The sequence below is a fragment of the Leptotrichia buccalis C-1013-b genome (assembly GCF_000023905.1).
Classification (GTDB): Bacteria; Fusobacteriota; Fusobacteriia; order Fusobacteriales; family Leptotrichiaceae; genus Leptotrichia; species Leptotrichia buccalis.
This window is the reverse complement of the sequence record NC_013192.1, coordinates 1,109,008-1,133,784: the sequence shown is the minus strand read 5'-3', so window position 1 is coordinate 1,133,784 and position 24,777 is coordinate 1,109,008. Positions and strand designations below refer to the sequence as shown.

20 protein-coding genes are annotated in these 24,777 nt (G+C 28.5%); 19 read left to right on the top strand and 1 reads right to left on the bottom strand.

From position 1 onward, the window contains the following. Window positions 1-24: 24 nt before the first annotated feature. The 3 genes from LEBU_RS05185 (at window position 25) to LEBU_RS05175 (ending at window position 2,477) form a co-directional block, all read left to right on the top strand. Entirely contained in the window at window positions 25-1,377 is a 1,353-nt protein-coding gene (locus tag LEBU_RS05185; protein ID WP_015769286.1) for a sensor histidine kinase, read from the top strand. 420 nt (window positions 1,378-1,797) lie between these two features. Next, complete coding sequence (locus tag LEBU_RS05180) at window positions 1,798-2,082, top strand: PepSY domain-containing protein (protein ID WP_015769285.1); 285 nt, start codon at window positions 1,798-1,800, stop codon at window positions 2,080-2,082. Between the two features lie 38 nt (window positions 2,083-2,120). Beyond that, window positions 2,121-2,477 carry a PepSY domain-containing protein gene (locus tag LEBU_RS05175; RefSeq protein ID WP_015769284.1) on the top strand — a complete coding sequence of 119 codons (357 nt, stop codon included), beginning with the start codon at window positions 2,121-2,123 and terminating at the stop codon, window positions 2,475-2,477. Window positions 2,478-2,579: 102 nt separating this feature from the next. On the opposite strand, the gene LEBU_RS05170 is transcribed toward LEBU_RS05175, so the two are convergent. Further along, the gene (locus LEBU_RS05170) at window positions 2,580-3,524 is read right to left on the bottom strand and encodes an ROK family protein (RefSeq protein ID WP_015769283.1); all 945 of its coding nucleotides are present in this window, start codon (window positions 3,522-3,524) and stop codon (window positions 2,580-2,582) included. 298 nt (window positions 3,525-3,822) lie between these two features. Between LEBU_RS05170 and LEBU_RS05165 the strand changes: the two genes are divergently transcribed. The 16 genes from LEBU_RS05165 to LEBU_RS05090 all read left to right on the top strand — a co-directional run bounded on the left by LEBU_RS05165 (window position 3,823) and on the right by LEBU_RS05090 (window position 24,746). Beyond that, window positions 3,823-4,470: a hypothetical protein gene (locus LEBU_RS05165; RefSeq protein WP_015769282.1), complete on the top strand. Its 648-nt coding sequence runs from the start codon at window positions 3,823-3,825 to the stop codon at window positions 4,468-4,470. A gap of 103 nt (window positions 4,471-4,573) precedes the next feature. Continuing rightward, the gene (locus tag LEBU_RS05160) at window positions 4,574-5,215 is read left to right on the top strand and encodes a hypothetical protein (RefSeq protein ID WP_015769281.1); all 642 of its coding nucleotides are present in this window, start codon (window positions 4,574-4,576) and stop codon (window positions 5,213-5,215) included. A 96-nt stretch (window positions 5,216-5,311) separates the two neighbouring features. Then, complete coding sequence (locus LEBU_RS05155) at window positions 5,312-5,884, top strand: hypothetical protein (RefSeq protein WP_015769280.1); 573 nt, start codon at window positions 5,312-5,314, stop codon at window positions 5,882-5,884. Window positions 5,885-6,519: 635 nt separating this feature from the next. After that, a complete protein-coding gene (locus LEBU_RS05150; protein WP_015769279.1) occupies window positions 6,520-6,855 on the top strand; it encodes a hypothetical protein in 336 nt (111 codons plus the stop codon). A 29-nt stretch (window positions 6,856-6,884) separates the two neighbouring features. Beyond that, on the top strand, window positions 6,885-10,037 hold the full coding sequence (locus LEBU_RS05145) for an autotransporter outer membrane beta-barrel domain-containing protein (protein WP_015769278.1): 3,153 nt from the start codon (window positions 6,885-6,887) through the stop codon (window positions 10,035-10,037). Window positions 10,038-10,076: 39 nt separating this feature from the next. After that, complete coding sequence (locus tag LEBU_RS05140; RefSeq protein ID WP_015769277.1) at window positions 10,077-10,508, top strand: hypothetical protein; 432 nt, start codon at window positions 10,077-10,079, stop codon at window positions 10,506-10,508. Between the two features lie 486 nt (window positions 10,509-10,994). Further along, on the top strand, window positions 10,995-13,262 hold the full coding sequence (locus LEBU_RS05135) for a S8 family serine peptidase (RefSeq protein ID WP_015769276.1): 2,268 nt from the start codon (window positions 10,995-10,997) through the stop codon (window positions 13,260-13,262). Between the two features lie 612 nt (window positions 13,263-13,874). After that, the gene (locus tag LEBU_RS05130) at window positions 13,875-15,464 is read left to right on the top strand and encodes a zinc metalloprotease HtpX (protein WP_015769275.1); all 1,590 of its coding nucleotides are present in this window, start codon (window positions 13,875-13,877) and stop codon (window positions 15,462-15,464) included. A 34-nt stretch (window positions 15,465-15,498) separates the two neighbouring features. Beyond that, the gene (locus LEBU_RS05125; RefSeq protein ID WP_015769274.1) at window positions 15,499-17,442 is read left to right on the top strand and encodes a DKNYY domain-containing protein; all 1,944 of its coding nucleotides are present in this window, start codon (window positions 15,499-15,501) and stop codon (window positions 17,440-17,442) included. Between the two features lie 135 nt (window positions 17,443-17,577). Beyond that, on the top strand, window positions 17,578-18,171 hold the full coding sequence (gene grpE / locus LEBU_RS05120) for a nucleotide exchange factor GrpE (RefSeq protein ID WP_015769273.1): 594 nt from the start codon (window positions 17,578-17,580) through the stop codon (window positions 18,169-18,171). Window positions 18,172-18,189: 18 nt separating this feature from the next. Beyond that, the gene (locus LEBU_RS05115) at window positions 18,190-19,836 is read left to right on the top strand and encodes an Hsp70 family protein (RefSeq protein WP_015769272.1); all 1,647 of its coding nucleotides are present in this window, start codon (window positions 18,190-18,192) and stop codon (window positions 19,834-19,836) included. 126 nt (window positions 19,837-19,962) lie between these two features. After that, on the top strand, window positions 19,963-20,967 hold the full coding sequence (locus tag LEBU_RS05110) for a hypothetical protein (protein ID WP_015769271.1): 1,005 nt from the start codon (window positions 19,963-19,965) through the stop codon (window positions 20,965-20,967). Between the two features lie 76 nt (window positions 20,968-21,043). Next, window positions 21,044-21,631, top strand: coding sequence for a restriction endonuclease subunit S (locus tag LEBU_RS05105; RefSeq protein ID WP_015769270.1), 588 nt, complete (start codon window positions 21,044-21,046; stop codon window positions 21,629-21,631). Further along, window positions 21,621-22,754: an N-6 DNA methylase gene (locus LEBU_RS05100; RefSeq protein ID WP_015769269.1), complete on the top strand. Its 1,134-nt coding sequence runs from the start codon at window positions 21,621-21,623 to the stop codon at window positions 22,752-22,754. The genes LEBU_RS05105 and LEBU_RS05100 overlap by 11 nt, the downstream gene beginning before the upstream one ends. Window positions 22,755-22,877: 123 nt before the next feature. After that, on the top strand, window positions 22,878-23,852 hold the full coding sequence (gene trpS / locus LEBU_RS05095) for a tryptophan--tRNA ligase (protein WP_015769268.1): 975 nt from the start codon (window positions 22,878-22,880) through the stop codon (window positions 23,850-23,852). A gap of 27 nt (window positions 23,853-23,879) precedes the next feature. Beyond that, window positions 23,880-24,746, top strand: a complete 867-nt coding sequence (locus LEBU_RS05090; RefSeq protein ID WP_015769267.1) for a DUF4431 domain-containing protein — start codon at window positions 23,880-23,882, stop codon at window positions 24,744-24,746. Window positions 24,747-24,777 lie beyond the last annotated feature (31 nt).

The following is a 24,777-nucleotide window of genomic DNA, read 5'->3' as shown; positions in this document are numbered from 1 at the left end:
AAATAAGGAAATTAAAAAAATATAATGAAAGAAAAAATTTTTAATAATTCAATAAAGTTCAAAATCAGCCTGTGGTATATGGGAACTATGATTTTACTTGTAATGTCGTCATTATCCATAGTTTTTTATATAAGTGAAAATATTATTCATTCAAGCGTTCGTACCTATTTAAAAGAAGTCGTCAATCATAGACTTGATTATTTGACAATAAAAAATGGAGAAATTATCATTGACAGCAACTTTGATACAATGATTCAAAATGTTGAAATAGCAATTTACGACAAGGATTTTAAATTTCTTTACGGAAATTCTCCAAACGGATTTGAAATGGATAACAAAAAATCTAAGGATGACAAAATCATCATAGTAAGAAGCCACAACCAGAAATGGTATGTCTACAACAAAATGATTAACCTTGGAAATTATGGAAAAGTTTGGATTAGGGGTGTAATGCCAAATATCGGTCAATCCAGTGCAATTGAAACAGTTATTCAAATATCATTTATCATTCTGCCTTTTTTTCTAATACTTTCAGCTATTGGAGGGTACACTATTACTAAAAATGCCTTTGCTCCAATGGAAAAAATTACTGAGATTGCAGAAAAAATTAACGAAGGAAATGACTTGTCCAAAAGAATTCATCTGGAAAACGGTGCTGATGAACTTCGTACACTCGCCAATACTTTTGACGTAATGTTTGACAGGCTGCAAAAATCCTTTGAAAACGAAGTGCAGTTTACATCCGATGTTTCACACGAGTTAAGAACTCCGATTACAGTTATACTGACACAGGCTGAATACGGAAAAGAGTACATAAATTCTTTAAAAGAAGCCCAAAATTCCTTTAAAATTATAGAAAAGGAAGGGCAGAAAATGTCAAAGCTTGTTTCACAGTTGTTGACTTTATCACGTATGGAGCGTGGAAAACAAAAATTACATCTAGAAAATATTGATTTAAGCGAACTTCTTGAAATGAGCGTAGAAACTCAAATTTCGTGTGCAAAATCTAAAAATATAAAATTTATTACAAAAATTGCTCCAGAAGTTTATGCAAATATTGATGAAATGATGATAATGAGAGTTTTTACCAACTTAATTTCAAATGCAATTTCATACGGAAAAGAAAATGGAACAATAACAGTCGAGCTATTTTCAAAAGGAAACAGCATTATTAAAATTTCTGACGATGGAATAGGAATTGCAAAAGATCAACTGGATAAAATATGGCTTCGTTTCTATCAAGTAGACCCTTCCAAAAATGGAGACAATTCTGGACTTGGGCTTTCAATGGTAAAAAAAATTATAGAATTACATAATGGGAAAATTTTTGTAAAAAGTGAACTTGGAAAAGGAACTACTTTTACAATAATTCTATAAAAAATATTTTTCAAAAAAATTTTTATAAAATTTGAAACTTCAAATAAATTTATTAAACATCTGATTTTCAGCTATTTTTCCATATGTTTAACATGGTATACAAAATTTTAAAATATAAATTTTGCAAAAAAAATAAAAAAATTTCAAAAAAATTAAAAGTTCTCATTTTTCTTTAATGTTTGTATGATACTATTAAATTGTGAAAGGGAGATGAAACATAAATTCTAAATATTACTCGAGTAGAAATAAAGTTTTTTTGGATAATCTCAAAAATTCTTAAAGTGAAAAATGGGGAAATTATTTTAGTATTAAAAATGAAAGGAGAAAAGAAAATTTATCAAGTAATTGTATATCGTGAAGAAAAATGAAAAAATTAGATACATTTAAACATATTCAAATTAAAGAAAGGGATGATAAGCTATGAAAAACAGAGTTTTAAAACTAACATTGCTCGGAATGTTAATTATCAGCTCTCTAAGTTTTTCAACTACTAAACAAAGAAAAAGAATAACAGCAATTAAAGCCAAGCAAATAGCTTTAATGAAAGTCCCTGGAGCGACATTTGCAAATGTTCTTGAATTTAATGATTCAAATGACGGCGACTTTTATAAAGGACAGATTAGCTATAGAGGTGTTGCTTATAATTTTGAAATAAATGTTTATAATGGAAAAATAATAAGTTGGAGTGAAGAAGAAAATAAATAGAATTTAAAAAAGAGTTTACGAAGAAAAGAGAGAATGACATGAAAAATAAAAAAATAAAAAAAGGATGTTTTGATTATACAATTACTTTGATAATATTTCTTCTTTCTATTAGCTTTTCAGCAAAAGCAAAAGGAAATAGCATCAATTTTGACAAACCAATATTAGTGGCTGTTAGCATTAAGACTACCGATGGACAAATAACGCCAAATAGAGCAAAAGCAATTGCATTATCACATGCTGGAGTTTCAGAATCGTCTGCCAATTTTAAAAAAATAAAACTTGACAACAAAAATGGAAAATCCGTTTATGAAATCGAATTTATTGCAAATAATTCCAGATATGAGTTTGATATTAATGCAAGTAATGGTTCAATTATAAAATTTAACAAAAGATAAAAAAATAAAGACTATTTAAGAAAATAAAATTTCAAATAGTCTTTTTTTAAATTATATTGATAATTAAAACTGTAATTAAAACTGAATTACATTTACATCCATTTACATCATTCCAAGGTATGCAGCTCCTAAAATTCCAGCATCATTTCCAAGAGTTGCAGCAACAATTTTCAAATTTTCTAAAGTTGATGGGAACGCCACATCCTTTAATTTTTCTTTTACACGATCAAATAAAATGTCTCCAGCAAGTGCAACTCCCCCACCAACTACTACAATTTCAGGATCTAGTATGTTAAGCAGATTTCCAATACCAAAAGCAAGTTTTTCCGCTTCATAATCTACAATGTCAAGCGAAAATTCATCACCTTTTTTAGCTGCATCAAATACATCCTTTGCTTCCAGCTCTCTGCCTTTTGTCATTTCATAAAGTAAATTTTGTTTACTTACTGCAAGACGGCTGTTTGCTTCACGGATTATTCCTGTAGCAGAAGCATAGGCTTCCCAGCATCCTTTTTGCCCGCATCCGCATAATTTACCATTCGGCTCAATTTTAATATGTCCAACTTCTCCACCTGCTCCATGTTCTCCGCTGACAAGTTTTCCATCAACAATAATTCCACCACCAATTCCAGTTCCAACAGCAAGTCCTAAAACATTTTTGTATCCTTGGGCAGCACCTTGCCACATTTCTCCAAGTGTAATTACATTAACATCATTATCCGCTTTTACTGGCTTACCAAGATTTTTTTCAAATTCCAATGCCAAATCCACTCCATTTTTCCAAGGAAAATTCGCCCAGAACTTAACAACTCTGGAATTTAACACAGGTCCTGGTACTCCAACTCCAACTGACACAACATTATCAAAATTAACATTACTTCCTTCAATTTGAGTAATTAAAATTTTTGACAATCTTTGAATTGTTTCAGAAAAACCTTCCATTGAATCAGTTTTTACAATGGTAGTAAAAATAATATTCCCCTTTTCATCCACAAGCCCAATCTTGGTATTAGTTCCTCCCAAATCAATTCCTACATAATATTTCATATTTTCCTCCTCATTGTAATTTTTATTACATTTTTATAGCACATAGTAAAACATCTTTATAGCACATAGTAAAACATCTTTAAAATTAATTATTTTATCAATATAAGTTTACCTTATTTCTTCTACTTTTTCAATATTTTACAAAAATTTTTTTTAATGATATAATGAAAATATATTTTTTAAATACAGATATTTATTTTAAAGAAGCAATAATGATAAAAAGCAAATATTTTATAAGTACTAAATTATTTATATAGATGGTGAAAATAAATTTCAGGAAAGGAAAAGCTGTAATAAAGTGAATGAAATAAAAAAAGGAATAATAATAGGTTTGTTGTTAACGTGTATTTACAGTATAGGGGCATATATTTATAAAAGTCAAGCTAAAAAGAAAACTGAAATTGGAATAAAAAACAGAAAAAATAATGAAACAAGTAAAGAAAATGCAGAAAAAGAAATTAATACACAGAACTTACAAAATGAAAATGATAAGATAATTAATGGCTATAGATATAAAAATGGCTATGTATATAAATGGTCAGAAAATGAAAAATCTGCATTTGTAAAAAGAAGCCTTGGATATGAAAAAAGATTTTCCAAAACAGCAAGTCAAGAAGAGCTGGACAATGGATTAAAATCGGAATATTGCGATGCAATAAAGGAAATTGAGAAAGTTGACCAGAAAATAGTTCCTGGAACTGATATTCCTTTTAGAAAGGCAACTTATACACAGGTGGATGATGCCTATAAGGAATACTTGCAAAAAATATCTCAAATAAGACAGGTGGTTTCTATTATAAAACCAGATAACCTAGATAAAGAGATATACTTTGAAACTCGTATAAAGTGTTGGTATAAAGGAACTAACTGGAATAATACCAATTCAAAATTCAAGCATTTTACAAGAGATTTTTATAGTGAGGAAGTTAATGACTATTATAAATAATCCATTGATATTAAAGTAAAGTATGAAAATTTATAAGAAGATAAAAATATATTTACAGAAAGGAAGATATGATATTTAGTTTGTTATCATCGCTAAGTAAAAAATGGAAATAGGGAAAATACTAAGTGAAATAAAAAAAGGTACAATAATAGGATTGCTATTGATAAGTTTTTATGGCATAGGAGTATATGTTTATAAGAATAAAAATAAAATAGAAACTAAAATTGAAATAAAAGACAGAGAAAATAATGAAATAAGTAAAGAAGATACAGTAAAAGACATTGACGCACAAAATAAAAATGATAAGATAATTAATGGCTATAGACATAAAAACGGCTATGTATATAAATGGTCAGATAATGAAAAATCTGCATTTGTAAAAAGAAGCCTTGGGTATGAAAAAAGGTTTTCAAAAACAGCAGGTCAAGAAGAGTTGGAAAACGGTTTAAAAAAGGAATATTGCGATGCAATAAAGGAAATTGAGAAAGTTGACCAGAAAACAGTTCCAGGAACTGATATTCCTTTTAGAAAGGCAACTTATACACAGGTGGATGATGCCTATAAGGAATACTTGCAAAAAATATCTCAAATAAGACAGGTAGTTCGTGCTATATTGCCGGATAACAAGGAAGCTTTTGAATATCATATAAAGTGCAGATATAGAGGAACTAATTGGAATAATGCCAATAAAAAATATTTAGCAAGAGATTTTTATAGTGTAGAAGTTAATGACTATTATAAATAATTCATTGATTTTAAGGTATAAAAAGTTTTAAAATACTATGTATATTTACGGAAAGGAAAATATGATAGTTAATATATTATCATAATCAAATATAGAATGAAAAATGGAAATATTGAAAAAATACTGACAGAAATAAAAAAAGGGATTGTAATAGGTTTATTATTAACAGGTTTTTATGGTGTAGGGGTATATATTTATAAAAGTCAGACTAAAAATGCAGCAGAATCTAAAAATGAAATAAAAGATAATGACAAAAATAATGGAGATACTGAAGCTGGTTATGAAATTTACGGATATAGATATAGAAATGAAGGCGATAAAGAATCTAAAGTTTTAAAAAGAAACTTGGGTTATGAAAAAAGGATTGCAGAAGCAGTAAATAAAGAAGAAGTCCATAGTAAACTAAAATCAGAATATTGCACCGCGATAGCCGAAATAAAAAAAGTTGATAAAAAAATAATGCCAGGTACAAATATTCCTTTTGCACAAGCTGCCTATACTCAAGTAAAGGATTCCTATGAAGAATATTTGCAAAAGATAGCTCAAATAAAACAAGCAGTATTAACAATGGAAAATAAAGATATAGAAAGCGAGACAGGGTGTTATTATGAACCAACCAGATGGGACAAAGTAAATAATTTAAACTATAGATTGAAGAATTTTCTTTAGCAGGCATGTGTTGGCTATAAAAGTTGAAATAATTATAGCGTTTGGATTTTTAGAAAAATTTAAATACATTTAAATATAGAAAAGCTATTTTGGGATAATACTTATTTCCTAGGATAGCTTTTTTAGTTTATTAAATATTAGGTTAATTTATACATATTTTAAAATATTCCATAAAAAATTTATTAATATAAAAATAGAACACTTTGCATAACTTATTTCAAAAACCTATAAAACACTATATTTATTGAATTGTTTTTAAAAACGTAATCATATTTATGTAAAAAAATAAATATTTTTAAAAAAATATATTGACATATTATATAAAATACGGTATAATATTTCTGTAATTAGAAATAATAATATTTTTTATGAGAGTAATTCGTACAAATAAATATTTATTTTTATAAATTTTAACTCTATATAAAAAGAAAGAGAGGATATTTTTTAAATAAGATAAAAAATTTAGAAATACAATAATAAAAATTTTTACATAATTAGCACACAAAAAGAAATTTTATAAAAAAATTTAGTTTTTATTTTTCAAACACAAAGAATATGCCCCCTATTTTTTACTTTTAAAAAAGTTAGAAGGGTATGATATAAGGAAAATTAATTGAATAAATCTGGAGGTATTTATGAAAAGTAAACTAAAACTAATATTATTAGTAACTACGATTAATTTAAACTGTGTGAGCTATTTTTCTAATTTTTGTAAAGTGGCTGGAGGAAAGAATACAAGTAAAAAAAGAATTTGTACTTTTTATAAAACAGGTAAAAAATTATTTGACGAATCTAGCAAGGTGCTTGGAATTGTACTTGATATGGATATTAATGGAAATAGAACTGTTAGTAAAAAGACAAAGACAAAAACAAAGACAAAGAAAGGTAAAAATTTAAAAACAGATGTTGAAAAGATAAGCAGTACAGAAACTACAAAAGAACCAAAGGAAAAAAATAAAAAACAAATTTAAGATAAAGAATGAGTAAGGAGAGATCGAATATGAATAAAACAAAAAAATTAATGCTAGCGATATTTTCGTTAATTGCTATTGTAAGTTGTGGAGAAGCAGGTAAAAGCGGTGATTCAGGAAGTGGTACATCAGCAGCAACTCCTACTGCTCCTGTGACACCATCACCCTCAACAAATCCAGCGGCAACAATAAGTAATCTTCCGAGATTTTCAAAAACAGATTTAAGTAAACTTGCTAATAATGCAGATATTTTTAAATATGCTGTTGCTGGAGAAAAATGGGATCCAAGTGCTCGAAATACAACTAGAACTCGTTATGATGTTGGAAATCGTCAAATTGGGTTTGAATTAAGGGGAAATTCTTCAACGCCACTTACTGTAGTTAGGTCAACAACAATGAATGTAAAAGCTGGTGGAGCGGCATTTAGTTTTTCTATAGGAGGAGCTTATGAAAATTATACAAATTTTGTTGATACTCCTCAACAAGCTATGAGAAAATATTTGACTGAATATGTAAAGAATGCTAATAAATTGACAATTAATATGGAACCTAACTCATATTTATTTGTATTTAAAGATGCAAGCATTAAATTATCTCAAGCTAATGTTCAAAATCCTTTATCTGCAGTGCCTTTAAATTCAAGACCTACAATTAATGGAACAGGATATAAAATATTTAAATTTGATAATTCTAAACTTTTTATAGATCAAGATGTAAATTTGGATGATTCTAATGATTTATACAATCAAATAGATTTTACAAATACAAATACTTATGTTTGGAAAGATATTAAAGTTGCTGGAACTAAGGATAATCAAATTGGTATTAAAAGTACAGAGTCATTTGATGGGGGAGGATGGACGCTTATTAATTCGAATCAAGGTATGATTGAATTAAAAGGAAATAATACTGTTGGAGTTTACAATACACGTGCAGGTTTTACTAATTACCCTGACGCGAAGATTTCTGTAAATACAAATTCTATCGGTATTTATTCAATAGATAATGATATTTTAGGAAATTCAGCAGGTGAAATAGAAAATGATGGTCTTATCAAACTGGGAGAAGGTTCTACGGGTATTTATTATGAAAAACGTTGGATTGATTATAATGGCAGTGTTCTTAATGATTATCTTGGAAAGATTGAAAGCAGTTCTAATAATGTTATTGGAATAAGTGCAAATGTTCGTAATCAAAAAAAAGATTCTTCATCTCCTATTTGGGTTGTTGATGTAATTAGAAATTATGGAAATATAAATTTAAATGGAGATAAATCAATTGGAATATATGCTGGTGGAGATGCTAATTATAATGCAATCAATGATGAACGGTATGGTAACTTAGGCGTAATTAAAATAGGCGATTCATTTGAAAAGAAGAATCCGAGCATGGGAATGTACAGCGATAATAAAAATGCGGTTTTAATAAATAAAGGGATTATTGAAATTGGGAAAAACTCTGTTGGTATGGCTGGATCCAAGAGCACTGTACTAAATGATGCTGGAGGAATTATCAAAATTACTAAAGATGGTGGAGTTGGAATGTATCTGGGAGATGGTGCAGCAGGAACTAACAACGGAACTATAACTACTGTTGGCTCTCCAAAAAATGCAATTGGTGTAGTTGTTGGAAAAAATTCAGAATTTACAAATAATGGAACGATTCATATTGATTCTGCTGGTGGTGCTGGAATTGTTATCGCTGGTGGTGTAGTTAAAAATTATGGAAATATTGAAGTTAGTGGCGGAGCTGTGAGAAGCCGTACTGACAATACATATACTGTAAAAGTTTTATCAAATAGAGTAAAGCCAGTAGATAGTGACTTAGGAGTTTATGTAGATACTCTAGGAAGAACAAAACCAATTGAAGGACTTTCTAACTTAGGATTAAAAAATGCTGATTTACTAATTGGTGCTGAAGCAACTGAAAAAACTAATGCAACAGAAGTGACAGTTGGAAATGATGTGCTTGATCCATTTAACAAATCTATTCAATCAAGCAATATTGCGAACTGGAATGTAAAAACAGGTTCTTTAGTTTGGGAAGCTGATTCTGAAATTAAAAATAACAAAGTAGAAAAAGTTACTTTGAAAAAACAATCCTATGCAAAATTTGCAGATAGTGAAACTTCTACAGAAGTAGCTAATGGACTGGATGAGAAATATACTGGAACTAGGGCAGATTCAAAAGATAAGCAAGTATTCAACTACTTAAATACATTGAGCGACAGAAAAGCATTAGCAAGAACTTACCGTGAAATTAACGGAAATCAATATATCAATGTTCAGCAGAGAATTGCACAGACTGATAATATTTTAGACAGAAAGCTTTCTGATTTACAGAAAGAAAATGCTGATAAATCTGGACATCATGTTTCTACTTTCTTTAACAGGGATAAACATGAGGCAAGAACGCCAGAATTAGCAGATTCAAACAGTTCAGCTTACGGAATTTCATACTTATTCAATAATGCTGATGCAAAACAGGGAATTTATGCCGGAACAGTTATTAACAACTTCAAATTTAAAGACAGCGGAAAATCAAAAGAAAATGTAACAATGTTTAAATTAGGTGCTTACAAGACATTTGACTTGAATAATCTTGAGTGGACTTTAAGCGGAGACGGATTTGTTTCTAAAAACGATATGAAGAGAAGATTTGTAATCGGAAATAATGTTTATGAAAACAAGGCTAACTACAATGCTTACGGATTTGCAATTAAGAACGAATTAGGAAAAACTTTCCAAGTTGGAGAAAATGTTACAGTTAAACCTTACGCTGGTCTAAAACTTGGTTATGGTAAATTTTCAAAAATTAAGGAAAAAGATGGAACTTTAAATATGGAAGTTAAAGGAAGCAATTACTATTCTGTAAAACCATCTGCAGGAGTTGAAGTTGGATATTCCGCTCCAATCACAGAAAATACTAAGTTCAAGGCATCTTTAGGACTTGACTATGAACATGAACTAGGAAAAGTTGAAAGCAAGGCAAACGAAGCTAAATTTGCGAACACAAGCACTAAAATCAACTTAAAAGGTGCAAAATACGAAAGACGAGGAAACTTCAAGAGCGACGTAAAAGTAGGATTTGAAGCAGGAAACTTTAATTTCACAGTAAATGGTGGATATGATACGAAGGATAAGAACTCACACGTTGGTGTAGGACTTGGTGTTTCGTTTTAAAAGAAATAAAAAATAAAATATAGAAAGGAAGATTAATTTATGAAAAAATTGATTTTATTAGGGAGTTTGATTATCTCAAGTTTTGTTTTTGGAAGAGAGTATGCTTTTATAACAAAGAATGCTTATTGTACACAACCTGTATCTGAATTAAATATGTTTACATCTATAGGTGAAATTGGAACTGGCACAGTATTTCCGTTTAGAAATTGTTACAATAATGGAAAAAAATTTAATTATCAAGGTACATTTATTGTAGTGCCTGGTATAAATAAAAATACTTACGACAAAATTGTCAAACAAAATTATCCCTATGTTTTTTTTAAAGATGGTTCAGAGATTCATGTGGTAGAAGCCACAGTAAAATCTACAAATGATGCTGGTTATTTTTTTATCGATATTAATGATGGTAAGAGCAATCTCATATTTTCACATAAATACTCGTATCCTAGCAGAAGTGATTGGAAAGACTAGTTAATTTATAAAAATTTGGGTAATAAATTACTAAAATTTATACTATCTCTCATTAAATATTGTTAGATTTATCATAAAATATAATTTCTATTTTTTTAATGAGATTTAGTATCAGATAGATTGTATAATAAAATACAGCAAATTAAATTTTATTCATCATTGTTATACTGTTTCTTGTTCAAGTAGTAAAAATAAATTAAAATTGTTGTAATTTAGGAAAAGTATAAATGTTATGAAAACTTATTTTTTAAAAAAGAAACTAGCGTTAAGCAGATAATTATAATTTTAAGAAGCGTTAATGACTATGTTTAGCAGCTTATAGTTTAAGATTATAAATTGCAAAATTTAACAAAAACATCAGATTTATGTCTTTTAGAAATCTCTAAGTGTACAAAAGAACTTAGAGATTTATTTATCAATATTTAATAAATTCCAAACAAGATAAATCAAAAAAACAGGAATAAAGGACATGAAAGGAGAAAAAACATGAAAAAACTAATAATAACGTTAAATTTAATTTCAGTTATTGTCTATGGAGCGAGTGAGTTAAGATATGTTAACAGTGAAACATATACTCGGAATAAAGATGATTATATAGTATATAAAAAGAATGAGGCAAGAAAGTCTGGAATAAATGACTATATTGGACTTTTTGATGGAACAATAGACTTGGATAATGTGAGGAAGCTGGCAGGAATTCCTTTTCCAAAAGTATGGTACTTTCCAGGGGCAGAAAACGAGGAGTTTCAAAAGGTAAAAAAGGATAAAAGCAGTGATAATCATCTTTCATCAATGTTCCGTGCATTCATAATGATGGTAGGAAATGATTGGGGGTCACAAAATTACGAAAGACTTTATACAAGTTCATTGCAGGGGGAAAATCAGGCTGTAATGCCTTATGGGATTGCACAAAGCTCATTGGCGATTACTAACAACTATAGCGGGCATTTGACCTCGCAAGCTCCATATTACGGAAATGTGATAAACGAGATGTCTGCATTGCCAATGACAGGCAGAAGAATGCTTGATGAAGATTATACTGAAAACGGAAACTTGTTTATACAAGCCATGGAAAATGAAACTCCAATAAATACCGTGAAACTACAGAAAAATACATCAGGAACAAAATCAGGTCTTGTGAATATTGATAATTACACGGCAGTATCAAGCGGATATGGAATAGAGGCTCAGAAACTCATGAGGGCTGAAAGCATACATGTTATTCAGGAGATTTGCGGAGGATGGGGTAGAGGATGGGAACAGGGGGGCAACTACAAGAACAGCTGGAAAAATGTTACCACTCAAAGCTCAGGAGAAACTACCTTGGATTTTTTGGACAAAGAAAAAAAATTGAGAAATGGAAAGCTTGCCAAAATGGTGGAACATGGATACGCAAAGAATGAATGTGTGCTTTCATCCGAAAAGACCGATATTGCTTCACTGCCCCTGTTGTCAAGAGCGCATACTGTGGTTGCCAATGGACAGGTATGGAATGGAAATAGGGTAACAAATGGAACTTCCTTTGCAGCTCCAAAGATTGCAGGACTTGCAGCTAAGATACAGGAGAAGTTTCCAGGGATGAGCTATCATCAAATCAAACAGCTGATACTTACGACAGCAAACAGAACAGAAGACAGATTATCGAGTTTCATAGGGTGGGGTACGCTTAATGAAACTAAGGCATTGAATGGTCCTTCTATGCTTAATGCAGGACTTATTGAGGAAGAAAAATTTTTTACAGGGATGTACGATAAAGTAATGGCAAAAGATGGAACTAAATTTTTTTGGGCTGAAGTTCCGCAAGGAGCAAAGTGGAAATGGAGCAACGACATATTTCCGGGATTTGAGGATAAACCTAGTGGATATGATATATTCGACACGGCTCTTACAGGGGAGCGCCCTGATGGAAGAATGGCAAGTGCAATGAGTTATGCTTCTGTTGTTGAAGGGATAAATATTGCAAGATATGTACCTAATGAAAAGAACTTCTACTATGACGAAGATGACATGGAAACAAGAGCAGGATTAAGAAAGGCTGGAAATGGAATATTAGAGCTTAATGCAAATTTGAGATACAGGGAAGTAACTCAGATTCTTCAAGGGAAGTTTATCCTTAATGGAAACTCTGATAGTGAACTAAGAGTATTCAAAAACGCAACACTGGAAATCAATGGAAATAGGAATATCCAAAGTTTAATTGCTGATGGAGGAAAAGTGAGCCTTAATGGAAACATGACAATAAATCATTTTGGAATTGATTCAGGGGATATAAGTTTTTCTGGAAATATCACAATAAATAACCTTTATGTAAAAAATGAGGCAGAAAAACAGAAGTACATGTCAATGAAAAATCTTAAAATAGGTAAAGTGTTTTTTAGGGATTTTGAGCCTGTAAATGCGACAATCAATAATAAGAAGGTCGCAAACATTAAGCATGAATACTTTATGAATAATTTTTCCTCTTCCCCTAAGACTTCAGGGATATATGATATAGACAAGAAAGAAATTTTTGCGAAGATTAGGGAAAGATACAAAACAAATGCAGATTCTCCAAACAGGGAATATATTCCAGGATACAAAGATGGAGGATTTACAGCTGACAGGGATCCTGACACTGAAAGATTTAATTATAGATACTATCTAGGTGGTACAATGTGGTTCATGGGATTTAGTCCAAATCTTAAAACAACAGGTAAGGACTGGAAAATGTATGATTATCAGGCAGTACAAGGAAAATTTAAAAAGATAGAATAATGAATCTTTTTAATTTATAGAATGATAGGAAATATTACTGAAAATACAGAATATCATAGTTTTTTAAAAAAGTACTTAGTTGATATTTCAAAAATTATTCTGATAAATCAAAAGATAATGAATTAACATATAATTATAACTGATGTAAGGTTTGAATTAAAAAAAATTATATATTTAATTTTTAAGATATTTTCGTTATTAGTAGTTACTATTGTAATTTCTAACTAAGATATCTTTTTTTATTCAAAGTTATTTAGAGTTAAGTTTTATATAACTCTAATTATTTCTTTAAAATTTTGAATAATTTAAATTATGCGTATTATATAAGAAATAAAAGTATAAAAATTTAAAAATAATTTATTATTTTAAATAAAATTGTTGACAAATTCTAAAATATATATTATAATTACTTTATAAAAATACAGAAATAAAATTATGTTATTATAAGTAGAAAATTTTGTAAAAAATTATTTAAGAAAGGAGATTAGAGCTGTGGAATTTAATTTTACCAATAAATTTAATTTATTGTGTTGATAATGAAAAATATTAAAATTATTAATTTTTGATTGTAACTGAATAATAAAACAAATAACTAAGTTAGGAGAGATTAGAATGTATTTTATTGATTTTCTTAAAAAAGTATTTAAGTTAAAAAATATTGGGATAATTGTATGGATGGTAATAAACTTATATATAATAATTAGTTTTTTTCCAACAACTAAAGGAGTCACAAATGGTTCTGAGGCATTAGTAGCCATAATTCGAGGAGTTATTGTATATGCGATTTCTGTAGCGTTGGCATTATCTCCAATAGGTGAGGCAATTTTTAGGTCAATGAACGGATGTAGAGAAATTGCTGATTCATCCATTCTTAACCGATTGACACCATTGTTTAATGAAATTTATGAAAAGGCTAAGTTAAAAGATCCGAATTTGTCACAGAACATTAAACTGTACATGGTAGACCAGCCCTATCCAAATGCCTTTGCACTTGGAAGAAATACAGTTTGTGTAACAAACGGACTGTTGCATCTGGATGATGCTGAAATAAAAGGTATTTTTGCTCATGAGTTTGCACATTTGTCAAATAAAGATACAGATATTGCGTTGTTTATATATGTAGGAAATTTACTTGCTTCGTTGATGTTCCTTATTCTTAGAGTCATACTTTTTATAATAAGTTTTCTTATGATAAGTTTTTCTGAATCAAACAGCACATATGAAACGTATGATGCTTATGGAAGACGACAAAGAAAAAAAGGTGGAGCTTTAAAAGGATTTGTCTTGGCAGCAGGTCTTGATATGATTTATGTGGCGATAATTGGACTATATACAAAATTAGGAATAATTTTAGTAAGTCATTCAAGCAGAAATCATGAATTTGCAGCAGATAAATTTGCGTATAATTTGGGGTATGGAAGGGAGTTAAGAGACGCTTTGGTAGAATTGCAGGGAGAAACTGAAAAGCCAACAGGCTTTGTAGCAAACCTTATGGCAACTCATCCTAAAACAGCATTAAGAATTGAAAAATTAAATATGTATTTATCAGGAAATTTTGACGATGATCTGAATAAATCTATAGATGAAGAGCCACAAACATCAAATGACAAAACTGACACAGCTGACTATAATACAAGTAAAACAGATTATTCATCAGCTAGTTCAAACGATATGGCTTCCTTTAACAAAGAAGAGACAAAATATTCAGTTGATTCCAATGACATGACTAGCTCAAGTCAAAAAAATAATAATGATAGAATATTTTATATAGGATTATTTGCTTCAAGTTTTATTCAAATTATTCCAGTGATTTTGACAAAGACTGCTTTTTTGTTACTTAATGTTGGAGTTATATTTGGTGATAAATTCCAGCTATATGACTTAGCTATAAGTATTACTTATAAGATAATATATTTATTTACACGAGAATTATATTTAGCATGTGATATAATTTTAATATTATTATCAATACTAATAATTATAAAATTAAATAAAGAAAACAGGGGAAATGAATTAAAACGAATAAATTATTTATCAGCAATAGTTGGGAGCTGTATGCGTATTTTTATTCGAATAGCAAGTTATTATTATATAATGGATTTAAAGAATTTAGATAATTTGTGTGATGTTATTTTATTAATATCAGCTATCGCAAATGGAATTCTTATCTTTAAAAGAAAGAAGAATAATAAAAAATATTAAATTATTTAAAAAAAATTTGGCTGGAGGGATTTTTATGAAAAGTAAATTTTTTAAAGTTGTATTAGGGGTATTTATTTTAGCTAATTTGGGAATGGCGGAATATGTGAAAAGAAATAATGAAATTTATTATAAGTATTCTAAAGAAGACGATATAGGGATTAAAGTAAAAAATGTCGATTTAAATACATTTAAAATATTGAATGATAGATATGCAAAAGATGATAAAAGTGTTTATTTTTCAGGAAATAAATCGTATGAAGATGTGGACAGTAAAACTTTTGAAGTGCTGCCAAACTATTATTCAAAAGATAAAAATAATGTTTATAGGCCAATTAATGAATGGATTCACAAAATAAATGGAGCAAATCCAAAAACAATAAAAGCTTTGGGTTATTTTTATTCAAAAGATGATAAAAATGTGTTCTATGGCTCAGATAAAATTTTAAATGCAGATGTAAATTCGTTTGTGGTTCTGGAAGGAGACCATAGTTATGCAAAAGATAAGAATTCAGTCTATTATTCAGGAGAAAAAATTGAAGGTGCAAATCCAAAAACATTTAAAATAATTTCGGATGGAATGTATTCAAAGGATGATAAAAATGTGTATGCGACAGTAGACATTATAAAAGGTGCAGACCCTCAAACTTTTAGAAGAATTTCTGAAACAAATTATGCCAGAGATAAGAATAACCTGTATTATTACTTTGGAGATGTTAAAAATCTTGGGAAAATAAATGAAAAAGATTTTAAAGTTTTGGATAGTGATTTGATTAAAAATGGAAATGAAATCTACTATTTGGGAGAAAAAGCGAATATAAAAAATCCTGAAAAATTTGAGCCAATAAAAGTTTCAGATGATAAACGTATTCTTTATGGAAAAGATGATGAAAATGTATATGCAGTAACGTCAGATGAAAAGCATGGATATTTCAAGGTTGTAAAAAATGCTGATAAAGATACTTTTGAAGTAATAGAGAAAGATACCAGATATTCAAAAGATAAAAATAATGTTTATTATGCAGGGTATAATGTTGTGCAGTTACAGGATGTAGATAAAAATAGTTTTACTATTGTAGAAGATGAAGATTTTTCATACGATAAAAAAAATGTTTATTATGCAGGAAGAAAACTAAATGATATAAGCCCAAATGGCTTTAAAGTTATAAGGCTGGTTAATAGACGAAATATACCACTTAATTTTTTAAATGACAATAAGAATATATACAAACTTATTGACGTATTTGATGAAGAAACTGGCGAGCTAAAAAGTGTAAAAACAGCCGTTGTAAAAAGTCCTAAAGTAGATTCTAAAACTTTTGAAATATTTAGTTATTCGGAAAATTATTTCCGTGATAAAAATAATGTGTATTATGAAAATGAATTGTATAAAATGGGCTTGAAAAAAATAGCAGATGCAGATAGAAACAGTTTTGAGGTTTTGAATGATGAATTTTCAAAAGACAAAAACAATGTTTATTATTATGGAAATAAAATGAAAGGTATAAGTCCAGTTGGATTAGAGTTTGTGGATAGTAACTTTAAAAATGGTGAAGATATTATTTCTTTTTTTAAAACTAAAGATAAAGTTTATGCCTTGAAAACTAGAACTGGTAAAGAAGCATACGAAATAGTCCCTTTAAATTTTGACGCAACTTCTTTTAAAGATTCCAATGCTGATTATTCGTATGGATCTAAATTTGAGGGTTATTTTCAGGACAAAAACGAAGTTTATTATTTTGACATGTCTAAATTGGATAAATTAACTCCAAATAATATTTTTTCAAAAGTAGAAGGTGCTGATACTTCGTCATTTGTACAGTTAATGTTTGGTTATGCAAAGGATAAGAACAAGGTATATCGTGGGAATCAGGAAATTAAAGGTGCAGATCCAGAAAGTTTTAAAATAATTGAGACAAGCGGGAAAGTTATAGTAAAGGATAAAAATAGGGCTTATAGGGAAATAAAAGAAGAATTTTAAATTGCACAGAAAAAGTTAGTGAAATTTAGTGATAAATATGCTATAATACAATAAATTGTCTAAATGTATTAAAAACATATTTAATATTAAATATAATTTGGTAAGAAATTAAGGATACATGAAAGGACAATGATTATGGAAGCAGAAAAAATTAAGAAAAGGGGCGTATCAAAAATATTTCATCCAGCTTTAAAAAATGAAGCAGTAAAATTGGATGCTGAAGAAAAAAGTGTATTTGAAGAGATTCAGGAACTTAATGAAAAAATGGATGTTATGAATGATACGGTTTCTCAAAAAATCTTAAATATAGATTTTGAAAAAAATATAGTCGACAAATTGCACAAGGAACTTCAAGACTATAAAGATGATCTTTATTTTCAGCTTATAAAACCTCTTATAATGGATTTGATAAATATGAGGGAAAGGATGAGAAGAGCTGTAAAACATTCTTCCAAAGAAACTGATGAAAAAAAAGTTGAAATGCTTGAAAGTTATGTGGAAGAAATTGAAACTATTTTAGAAAATAATAATATAGAAATTTACGAAACTAAAAAAGAAAAAGATGATTACAAGGTAAAGAAACAACGTATAGTAAAACAAATAAAAACATCAGATGAAAAATTACATGGAAAAATTTGTAATATTTTAACGAATGGATATATTTATACAGAAAAAAATAAAATTATCTTTCCAGAAAAAGTAGAAGTATATGTTTATAAAAACAATTAAATGAAAGGAAGAATAAAAATGTCAAAATATGTATTTGGAATTGATCTAGGAACGACATATTCTTGCATAGCTCGTGTAGATGAAACAGGGAGAGCAGAAGTAATCAAAAACTTAGAAGGCGAAAACATAACCCCTTCTGTAGTAGCTTTTGAAGATGATACCGTAATCGTAGGAAGCGATGCGAAAGAGGAATCGAGTATAAAACCAGAAACAACCGTATTATTGGTAAAATCTTATATGGGTAAAGAAATTAGTATGCTTGATTACAATGGTGAGCCCAAAATGCCAGAAGAAATTTCATCATATATTTTAAAAAAACTTGCAAGAGATGCTTCGGAGCAGCTTGGAGTTGAAGTAAAAGATGTTGTGATAACTTGTCCTGCATATTTTGGAACAGCAGAACGTACAGCCACTAAAAATGCTGGTAAAATTGCTGGATTAAACGTATTAGAAATTATAAGCGAACCAACAGCTGCGGCGATATATTATGGCTGTACAAGAAAACATGATGAAAAAACAGTTTTAGTATATGATCTTGGTGGTGGGACATTTGACGTTACAGTTATGAGAATAAGTGCTGATAAGATAGAAGTTGTATGTTCTGATGGAGATCACGACTTAGGTGGTAAAAATTGGGATGAAACATTAATGTCTTATTTAATTAATCAGTTTAGTCAAAAAGTTGGCTATGAAGTTGAACCTGATGAATATTTGGATCAAAGATTAAGAGAAATGGCTGAAAAATTAAAAAAAAGACTAACTGCAACCACTAAGGCAAGCGGAATATTAGAAGGCGATGCAAAACAGGAAAAATTATCAGTAACGAGAGAAGATTTTGATAGAATGACATCAATATATCTTAGAGAAACAATGAATAAAGTGGAAACTGTACTTGAAATATCTAAAAATAAGGGATACCAAATTGATGAGGTTCTTTTGGTCGGTGGTTCGACAAGGATGCCACAAGTAAAGGAAACTTTAGAGGCAAAATTTGGAAAGGAAAAAGTACATTTCCTTGAACCTGACGAAGCTGTAGCTAAAGGTGCAGCAATTCATGCTGTAAACGTTTATGTAAATAATCAAAAAAATCTTTCAGAAAAGGATTTTGAATCTGAAGAAAATATAAAAGTAAATATTGATGGAGATATAAAAGAATTAAATGCGAAAGACTACAAAGAAAAATTGAGTTTCTCTCCAGAAATAATGAGTTTAGGAGGAAAAGCAAGAGAAGTTGTTATGACAACAACAAAAAGTTTTGCTTTAAATCCTATTGTAAATGGAAGACAAATTGGTTATAATATGATTATAAAAAATCAGCTTATGAATAATGGTTTCTTAGAGGTTTCAAAAGTTTTCGGAACTTATCTTCCAAATCAGGAAACAGTAGATATAACAATATATGAAAATGACAGTATGGAGGAGTATTTTGAACTGGAAGAAAATTTAAAACTAGGGAAGGTAACCTTGGAATTACCTAAAAATCTTCCGAAAGGTTCTCCAATAGAAATAACTTTAAAATTAACTAAGGAAGGAATCCTTGAGGTAAAAGGGCTTGACAAAACTAGTAATAAGGAAGTAAAAGTTGAGATGAATACAAAAGGAATTATGTCGAAACAAGAACTAGAGAGAATAAAAAACAAAGTTCAAGGCATAACATTGATATAAAAAATTATTTTTATAAAATACTCAAGTTTTATAATGTCTGAATTGATATTATGGAATTTGAGTAAATTTTTATTTAAAGCGACTTTGCTAAATTTAGATGAATAAAAACTTAAAGGAGAATATACAGTGTCAAAAGAAATAAAAGATAATTGGTATGTGGTATTGGGATTGGATTTTTATCCTGATGCTGAGGAAAATGAAGAAAAAATAAAACAAAAGATAGAAGAAAAAAAAGTTGAATGGGAAAGAAGAAAAGTTCGTGCTCTTAATAAGGAAGACTTTATAAGATATATTAATTCATATGATACCATAAAAAAAGAAATGTTAGGAGATAATAATATAAGAAAAGAATTAATAAAAGATGCTATTACTCCTGTAGATAATGCTTTAAAAATGGGAGAAGGAAGTATTAAAGTCTTTACAGATGATATTATAAAAAAAATTTCAAGAGAAACGAAGAGAAGTGAGAAAATTGTAAGGGAAAGAATTATGGAAAATCCCAATTTTGAATTGTACGATAAAACAATATACAATGATTATCTTGATATTATTAAAAAGAGAGCTGACTTTGAAGTGATAGAAAAATCATTAAAAATATTGAATAATAAAGATATTTATAGCTTTTTGAATTCTCAAAATTTAAAATTTGAAACTTTAAATAATAATATTATAATTAAAGAAAGAAAAAAGCTGACAAATCTTCATAATGATATTTCTTCTGCCAAAAACAAATTGTACAATCAAATTGAGAACATGATTAATAATAATGAAGAAAAACAAAAATATGATAAATATTTAAAATATAATGAAGTAATGAAAGAATTAAATTATGTAAAAATATACAAAAATAAAACTGTTGGGATGAAAACAGTTCATAATATTAAAAAAATACTAGAAAATGAAAAAGAAGCGATTAATATTTTTATAGGCTTTTGTGAAGAAAATAATATTGCATACAATCTTTCAGATAACTCAGATACAGAAATTGAAGATACTTTAAATGATGAAGCTGAAAATTTGAAACTTACATCTGATAATAAACGAACTAGCTATCTGATCAGATTTATTGTGGCTTTAATAGTACTTACTTTAGGAGTTTTCATAATAAATACATATTTTATAGGAATATAAAAGAATAATTATATAGTATTCTGTGTTTTTTTATGTTATAATAAATATGAAAAAAATAGAATAAGAAGAGGTAAACATGAAATTAGGAGATAATGTAGATATAATAGCGCCATTAAATGTAAAAACAGCTGATTCTGAAACAGGATATTTTTTACTAAATCCAACAATGGTAAATAATGGAAAAATAGAAACTTTTGATTATGCAGAAGTTCCAGACAGATATAAAAATGGAAAAAATAAAATAGCCGATAAGTATTTCATAAAAAAGGATGATGTCCTATTTCAAGCTAAAGGAAGCAAAATAGATGTGGTATACGTGGATAAGGATTATGAAAGAGTCCTTCCGTCAACACTTTATTTTATTTTAAGACCAAACGAAAAAATAAACCCCAAATATCTTCAATGGCTTTTAAAAACGGAATTAGTATTATTGTATTTTGAAAAAAAATACAAGACAATGGGTACTGTCAGAGCTGTAAATAAAGGGGATATAGTAGAACTGCGTGTGAAGATGCCTGAAAGAGAAGTTCAGGATGAAATGGCTAAAATAATAACAAGTTTTGAAGATGAAGAATATAGTACAATGAAATATTTGAAGATAAAAAGAAAGTATATTGAAGAAAGAGTTATTGAGAATAATCAGGTGATAATAGATGAAGAATAAATTTTTTAAAGTTATGTGTGAGGAACTCGAAAATGAAAAAAATTCAAAAAAAATAGGTATACTTAAAACATCATTGTTTTTATATATGACTGTAATAAGTAAAGTTGTCTGCGAAGAATTAGAAGTTTTGAAAGATAATAATTATCTGTTTTTGGAATATTTAAATAATATAGGTTTTACGTACAATTTAAAAGAAAATTATCTAAAAAATATGAAAAATTTATCAAGTAAAATAAAGATATTTGAAGACACTTATAAAGCTATAGAAAGTCGTTTAAACAGGGAAGAGCTGATTGAAGATGCAGGAGCTATGGAAATAGATCTCAAACTGGATATTTTCAGAGGAAAATGTGTAAAAATAGCAAAAAATTATATTGACAAGATGATCAATTGGTCAATAATACATAATGATAACATAGTCCAGCTGTTATCAGAAATTCTTGGAATAAGAAACAATGAAATTTTATACGATATCAATTTTTTTGAAGAAAATATATTTTATAGCTGTGAAATAGAAAAAAATGAAATAGATACTATTACAAATATTTTATTTGCTATAGCAAATTTAAAAAATAAGGAAAAAATATCAATAATTTTAACAAAAGAAATAACTTCAAAAAAATTAATATACGATTTAATAAAAAATAATAAGAAAGGCATAGTGGAAAAAAGTGCTATTGATTCATTAACTTTAAAAGAAAAAGAAGAAATTGTAAAATCAGATAAAATTCAATGTATAATAACTGTGCCATTTAATAATATACTAAAAAATCAATTAGTAATATTTAACGAAGAAAAAGAAAATAAAGGACATGTATTCTTTATTCAAACTCAAGATTTTTTTGAAAAAGGAAACGAAAAAATCAAAGTAGAAAACTTCAAGGAATTATTAGAAATCTTTAATAAAAAAGAAGACGTTAATGGTGTCTTAAGATCAGTTTCTAATGACATAGTATTAGAGAATGAATGTAATTTTGATATTTTAAATTATGTTTTTAAAATAAAGGAAAAAATTAATCTGGAAGAATTAATGGCAGAAAAAAATGAAAGTTACGAAATAATGATGAAGAAAAGAGAAAAATGTGATAAATTACTACGAGAATCTTTAGAGATAAAAAAATAAACATTAGTTTATTCTGTTTTTTAGACTTCTCCAATATTTTACAAAAAAAAATTTTAATGATATAATATAAATATGTTTTTAAAATATAAATATTTATTTAGCAATAAAATTATGGAGGTTTTTATGAGAAGTTTATCGGGAATACAGCCCAGCGGAATTTTACATATCGGAAATTATTTTGGAGCAATTAAACAGTTTGTGGAATTGCAAGATGAATATGAAGGATTTTACTTTTTAGCAAATTATCACGCTTTAACATCTTCGCCAAAAGGAGAAGATTTAAAATCTAATACAATAAATGTGATTTTGGATTATGTGGCTTTAGGTTTGGATCCTGAAAAGTCAACATTGTTTTTGCAGTCGGATGTGCCTGAACATGCTGAATTGTCTTGGATTTTATCAAATATTTCTCCAATGGGACTACTGGAAAGAGCTCATTCATACAAAGATAAAGTTGCAAAAGGGATTAAGCCAAATGTGGGGCTGTTTACTTATCCGATACTTATGGCGGCAGATATTTTGATGTACTCACCAGATATTGTGCCTGTTGGGAAGGATCAAAAGCAGCATGTGGAAATGACTCGTGATATTGCAACTAAATTTAACGAAACTTACGGCAAGGAAGTGTTTAAATTACCAAAGGAAAAAATTGTTGAAAATGTAGCGACTGTGCCAGGAACAGATGGCGATAAAATGAGCAAGTCCTATGGAAATGTAATAAATATGTTTGGTTCAAAAAAAGCATTGAAAAAACAGATAATGAGCATCGTAACAGATTCAACGCCTTTAGAAGAACCAAAAAATCCTGACAACAACATTACAAAATTATATGCTCTTTTTGCAACAGAAAAAGAAGTAGAAGCATTGAAGGAAAAATTCAGAGCTGGAAACTTTGGATATGGACACGCTAAAAATGAATTGTTTGACAAATTCATGGATTATTTTTCTCCATTCCAGAAAAAACGTGAAGAACTGGAAAATAATATGGACTATATATATGGAATTTTGCGAGAAGGTGCAAATAAGGCTAGAAGCATTGCAACTGCGAAGATGAATGAAGTTAGAGATGTTGTGGGACTTTTGAAGAAAAATTATTAAAAAAATAATCTGAAAGGAAATTAATATATGAAAAAATTAGCTATATTATCAATATTATTGGTAACTTTTTCATGTGGTTTAAATAATCAAAGTAATAACGATAAAAAATCAGAAAAAAATTCTACGCAAAAAGCAAAGACTTCAGAGCAAGAAGTAAAAGAAATGGTTGAATTATGGAATAAGGCTTCAAGTAATGGAGATTTTACAGTTTTGGAAAATATGCTTGCAGATAAAATTGAATATTATCAGCAAACAGTCACAAGAGATTACTATATTAAAGATCAAAAAAAGTTTTTTGAAAAAAATCCTGTTTATGGACAAGTGATTAAAGGTGATATTGATATTCAGCAAATTTCAGATACGCAATATAAAGCAGAATTTGTAAAAGAAGTTACAACTAAAAAAGGGACGAAAGATTATCCGTCTTATTTAGTTTTCAAAAAAATAGGAAATGAATGGAAATTAATTCTAGAAAGTGATATGGTTTCTGATGCAAATATTGAGAAAAAGAAAAAACAGAAAACAGAAAGTCTTAATAAATCAACGTATTATTATACAAATAGCCAAACTTTAATCGGAACTTTTGACATAAAAAAAATATTTGTGGAAGATGGAGCAGAAAATGAAAATGGAAAAACAATTTATCCTTATTTCTTATTTTTAAGTTCGCCAATAAAAGTAGTTCCAGCTGTTGCAGATGATTCTGAAAATATAGTTGAGACAGGAGTAACAGAATTACATTTAGTTCTTGATGAAAATCTAATTAATTATTTGAAATCAAATCAAGCATACGGTAAAAAAGTTAAAATGACAGGCGAATTATTCCATTCAAATAATGCACATCATCATTCAGCTGTTTTAATGGATGTTAAAAATATTGAAATATTAAATTAATTTTATTAAGAATATAAACTATTAAAAATTA

Excerpts from the sequence above, each read along its gene's own strand:
- LEBU_RS05180 (WP_015769285.1), top strand. The coding sequence starts at position 1,798 with ATGAAAAACAGAGTTTTAAAACTAACATTGCTCGGAATGTTAATTATC.
- LEBU_RS05155 (WP_015769280.1), top strand. The coding sequence starts at position 5,312 with ATGAAAAATGGAAATATTGAAAAAATACTGACAGAAATAAAAAAAGGG.
- LEBU_RS05145 (WP_015769278.1), top strand. The coding sequence starts at position 6,885 with ATGAATAAAACAAAAAAATTAATGCTAGCGATATTTTCGTTAATTGCT.
- LEBU_RS05130 (WP_015769275.1), top strand. The coding sequence starts at position 13,875 with ATGTATTTTATTGATTTTCTTAAAAAAGTATTTAAGTTAAAAAATATT.
- LEBU_RS05100 (WP_015769269.1), top strand. The coding sequence starts at position 21,621 with ATGAAGAATAAATTTTTTAAAGTTATGTGTGAGGAACTCGAAAATGAA.
- LEBU_RS05135 (WP_015769276.1), top strand. The coding sequence starts at position 10,995 with ATGAAAAAACTAATAATAACGTTAAATTTAATTTCAGTTATTGTCTAT.
- LEBU_RS05115 (WP_015769272.1), top strand. The coding sequence starts at position 18,190 with ATGTCAAAATATGTATTTGGAATTGATCTAGGAACGACATATTCTTGC.
- LEBU_RS05140 (WP_015769277.1), top strand. The coding sequence starts at position 10,077 with ATGAAAAAATTGATTTTATTAGGGAGTTTGATTATCTCAAGTTTTGTT.
- LEBU_RS05090 (WP_015769267.1), top strand. The coding sequence starts at position 23,880 with ATGAAAAAATTAGCTATATTATCAATATTATTGGTAACTTTTTCATGT.
- trpS (WP_015769268.1), top strand. The coding sequence starts at position 22,878 with ATGAGAAGTTTATCGGGAATACAGCCCAGCGGAATTTTACATATCGGA.
- LEBU_RS05125 (WP_015769274.1), top strand. The coding sequence starts at position 15,499 with ATGAAAAGTAAATTTTTTAAAGTTGTATTAGGGGTATTTATTTTAGCT.
- LEBU_RS05160 (WP_015769281.1), top strand. The coding sequence starts at position 4,574 with ATGGAAATAGGGAAAATACTAAGTGAAATAAAAAAAGGTACAATAATA.
- grpE (WP_015769273.1), top strand. The coding sequence starts at position 17,578 with ATGGAAGCAGAAAAAATTAAGAAAAGGGGCGTATCAAAAATATTTCAT.
- LEBU_RS05185 (WP_015769286.1), top strand. The coding sequence starts at position 25 with ATGAAAGAAAAAATTTTTAATAATTCAATAAAGTTCAAAATCAGCCTG.
- LEBU_RS05175 (WP_015769284.1), top strand. The coding sequence starts at position 2,121 with ATGAAAAATAAAAAAATAAAAAAAGGATGTTTTGATTATACAATTACT.
- LEBU_RS05170 (WP_015769283.1), bottom strand. The coding sequence starts at position 3,524 with ATGAAATATTATGTAGGAATTGATTTGGGAGGAACTAATACCAAGATT.
- LEBU_RS05150 (WP_015769279.1), top strand. The coding sequence starts at position 6,520 with ATGAAAAGTAAACTAAAACTAATATTATTAGTAACTACGATTAATTTA.
- LEBU_RS05105 (WP_015769270.1), top strand. The coding sequence starts at position 21,044 with ATGAAATTAGGAGATAATGTAGATATAATAGCGCCATTAAATGTAAAA.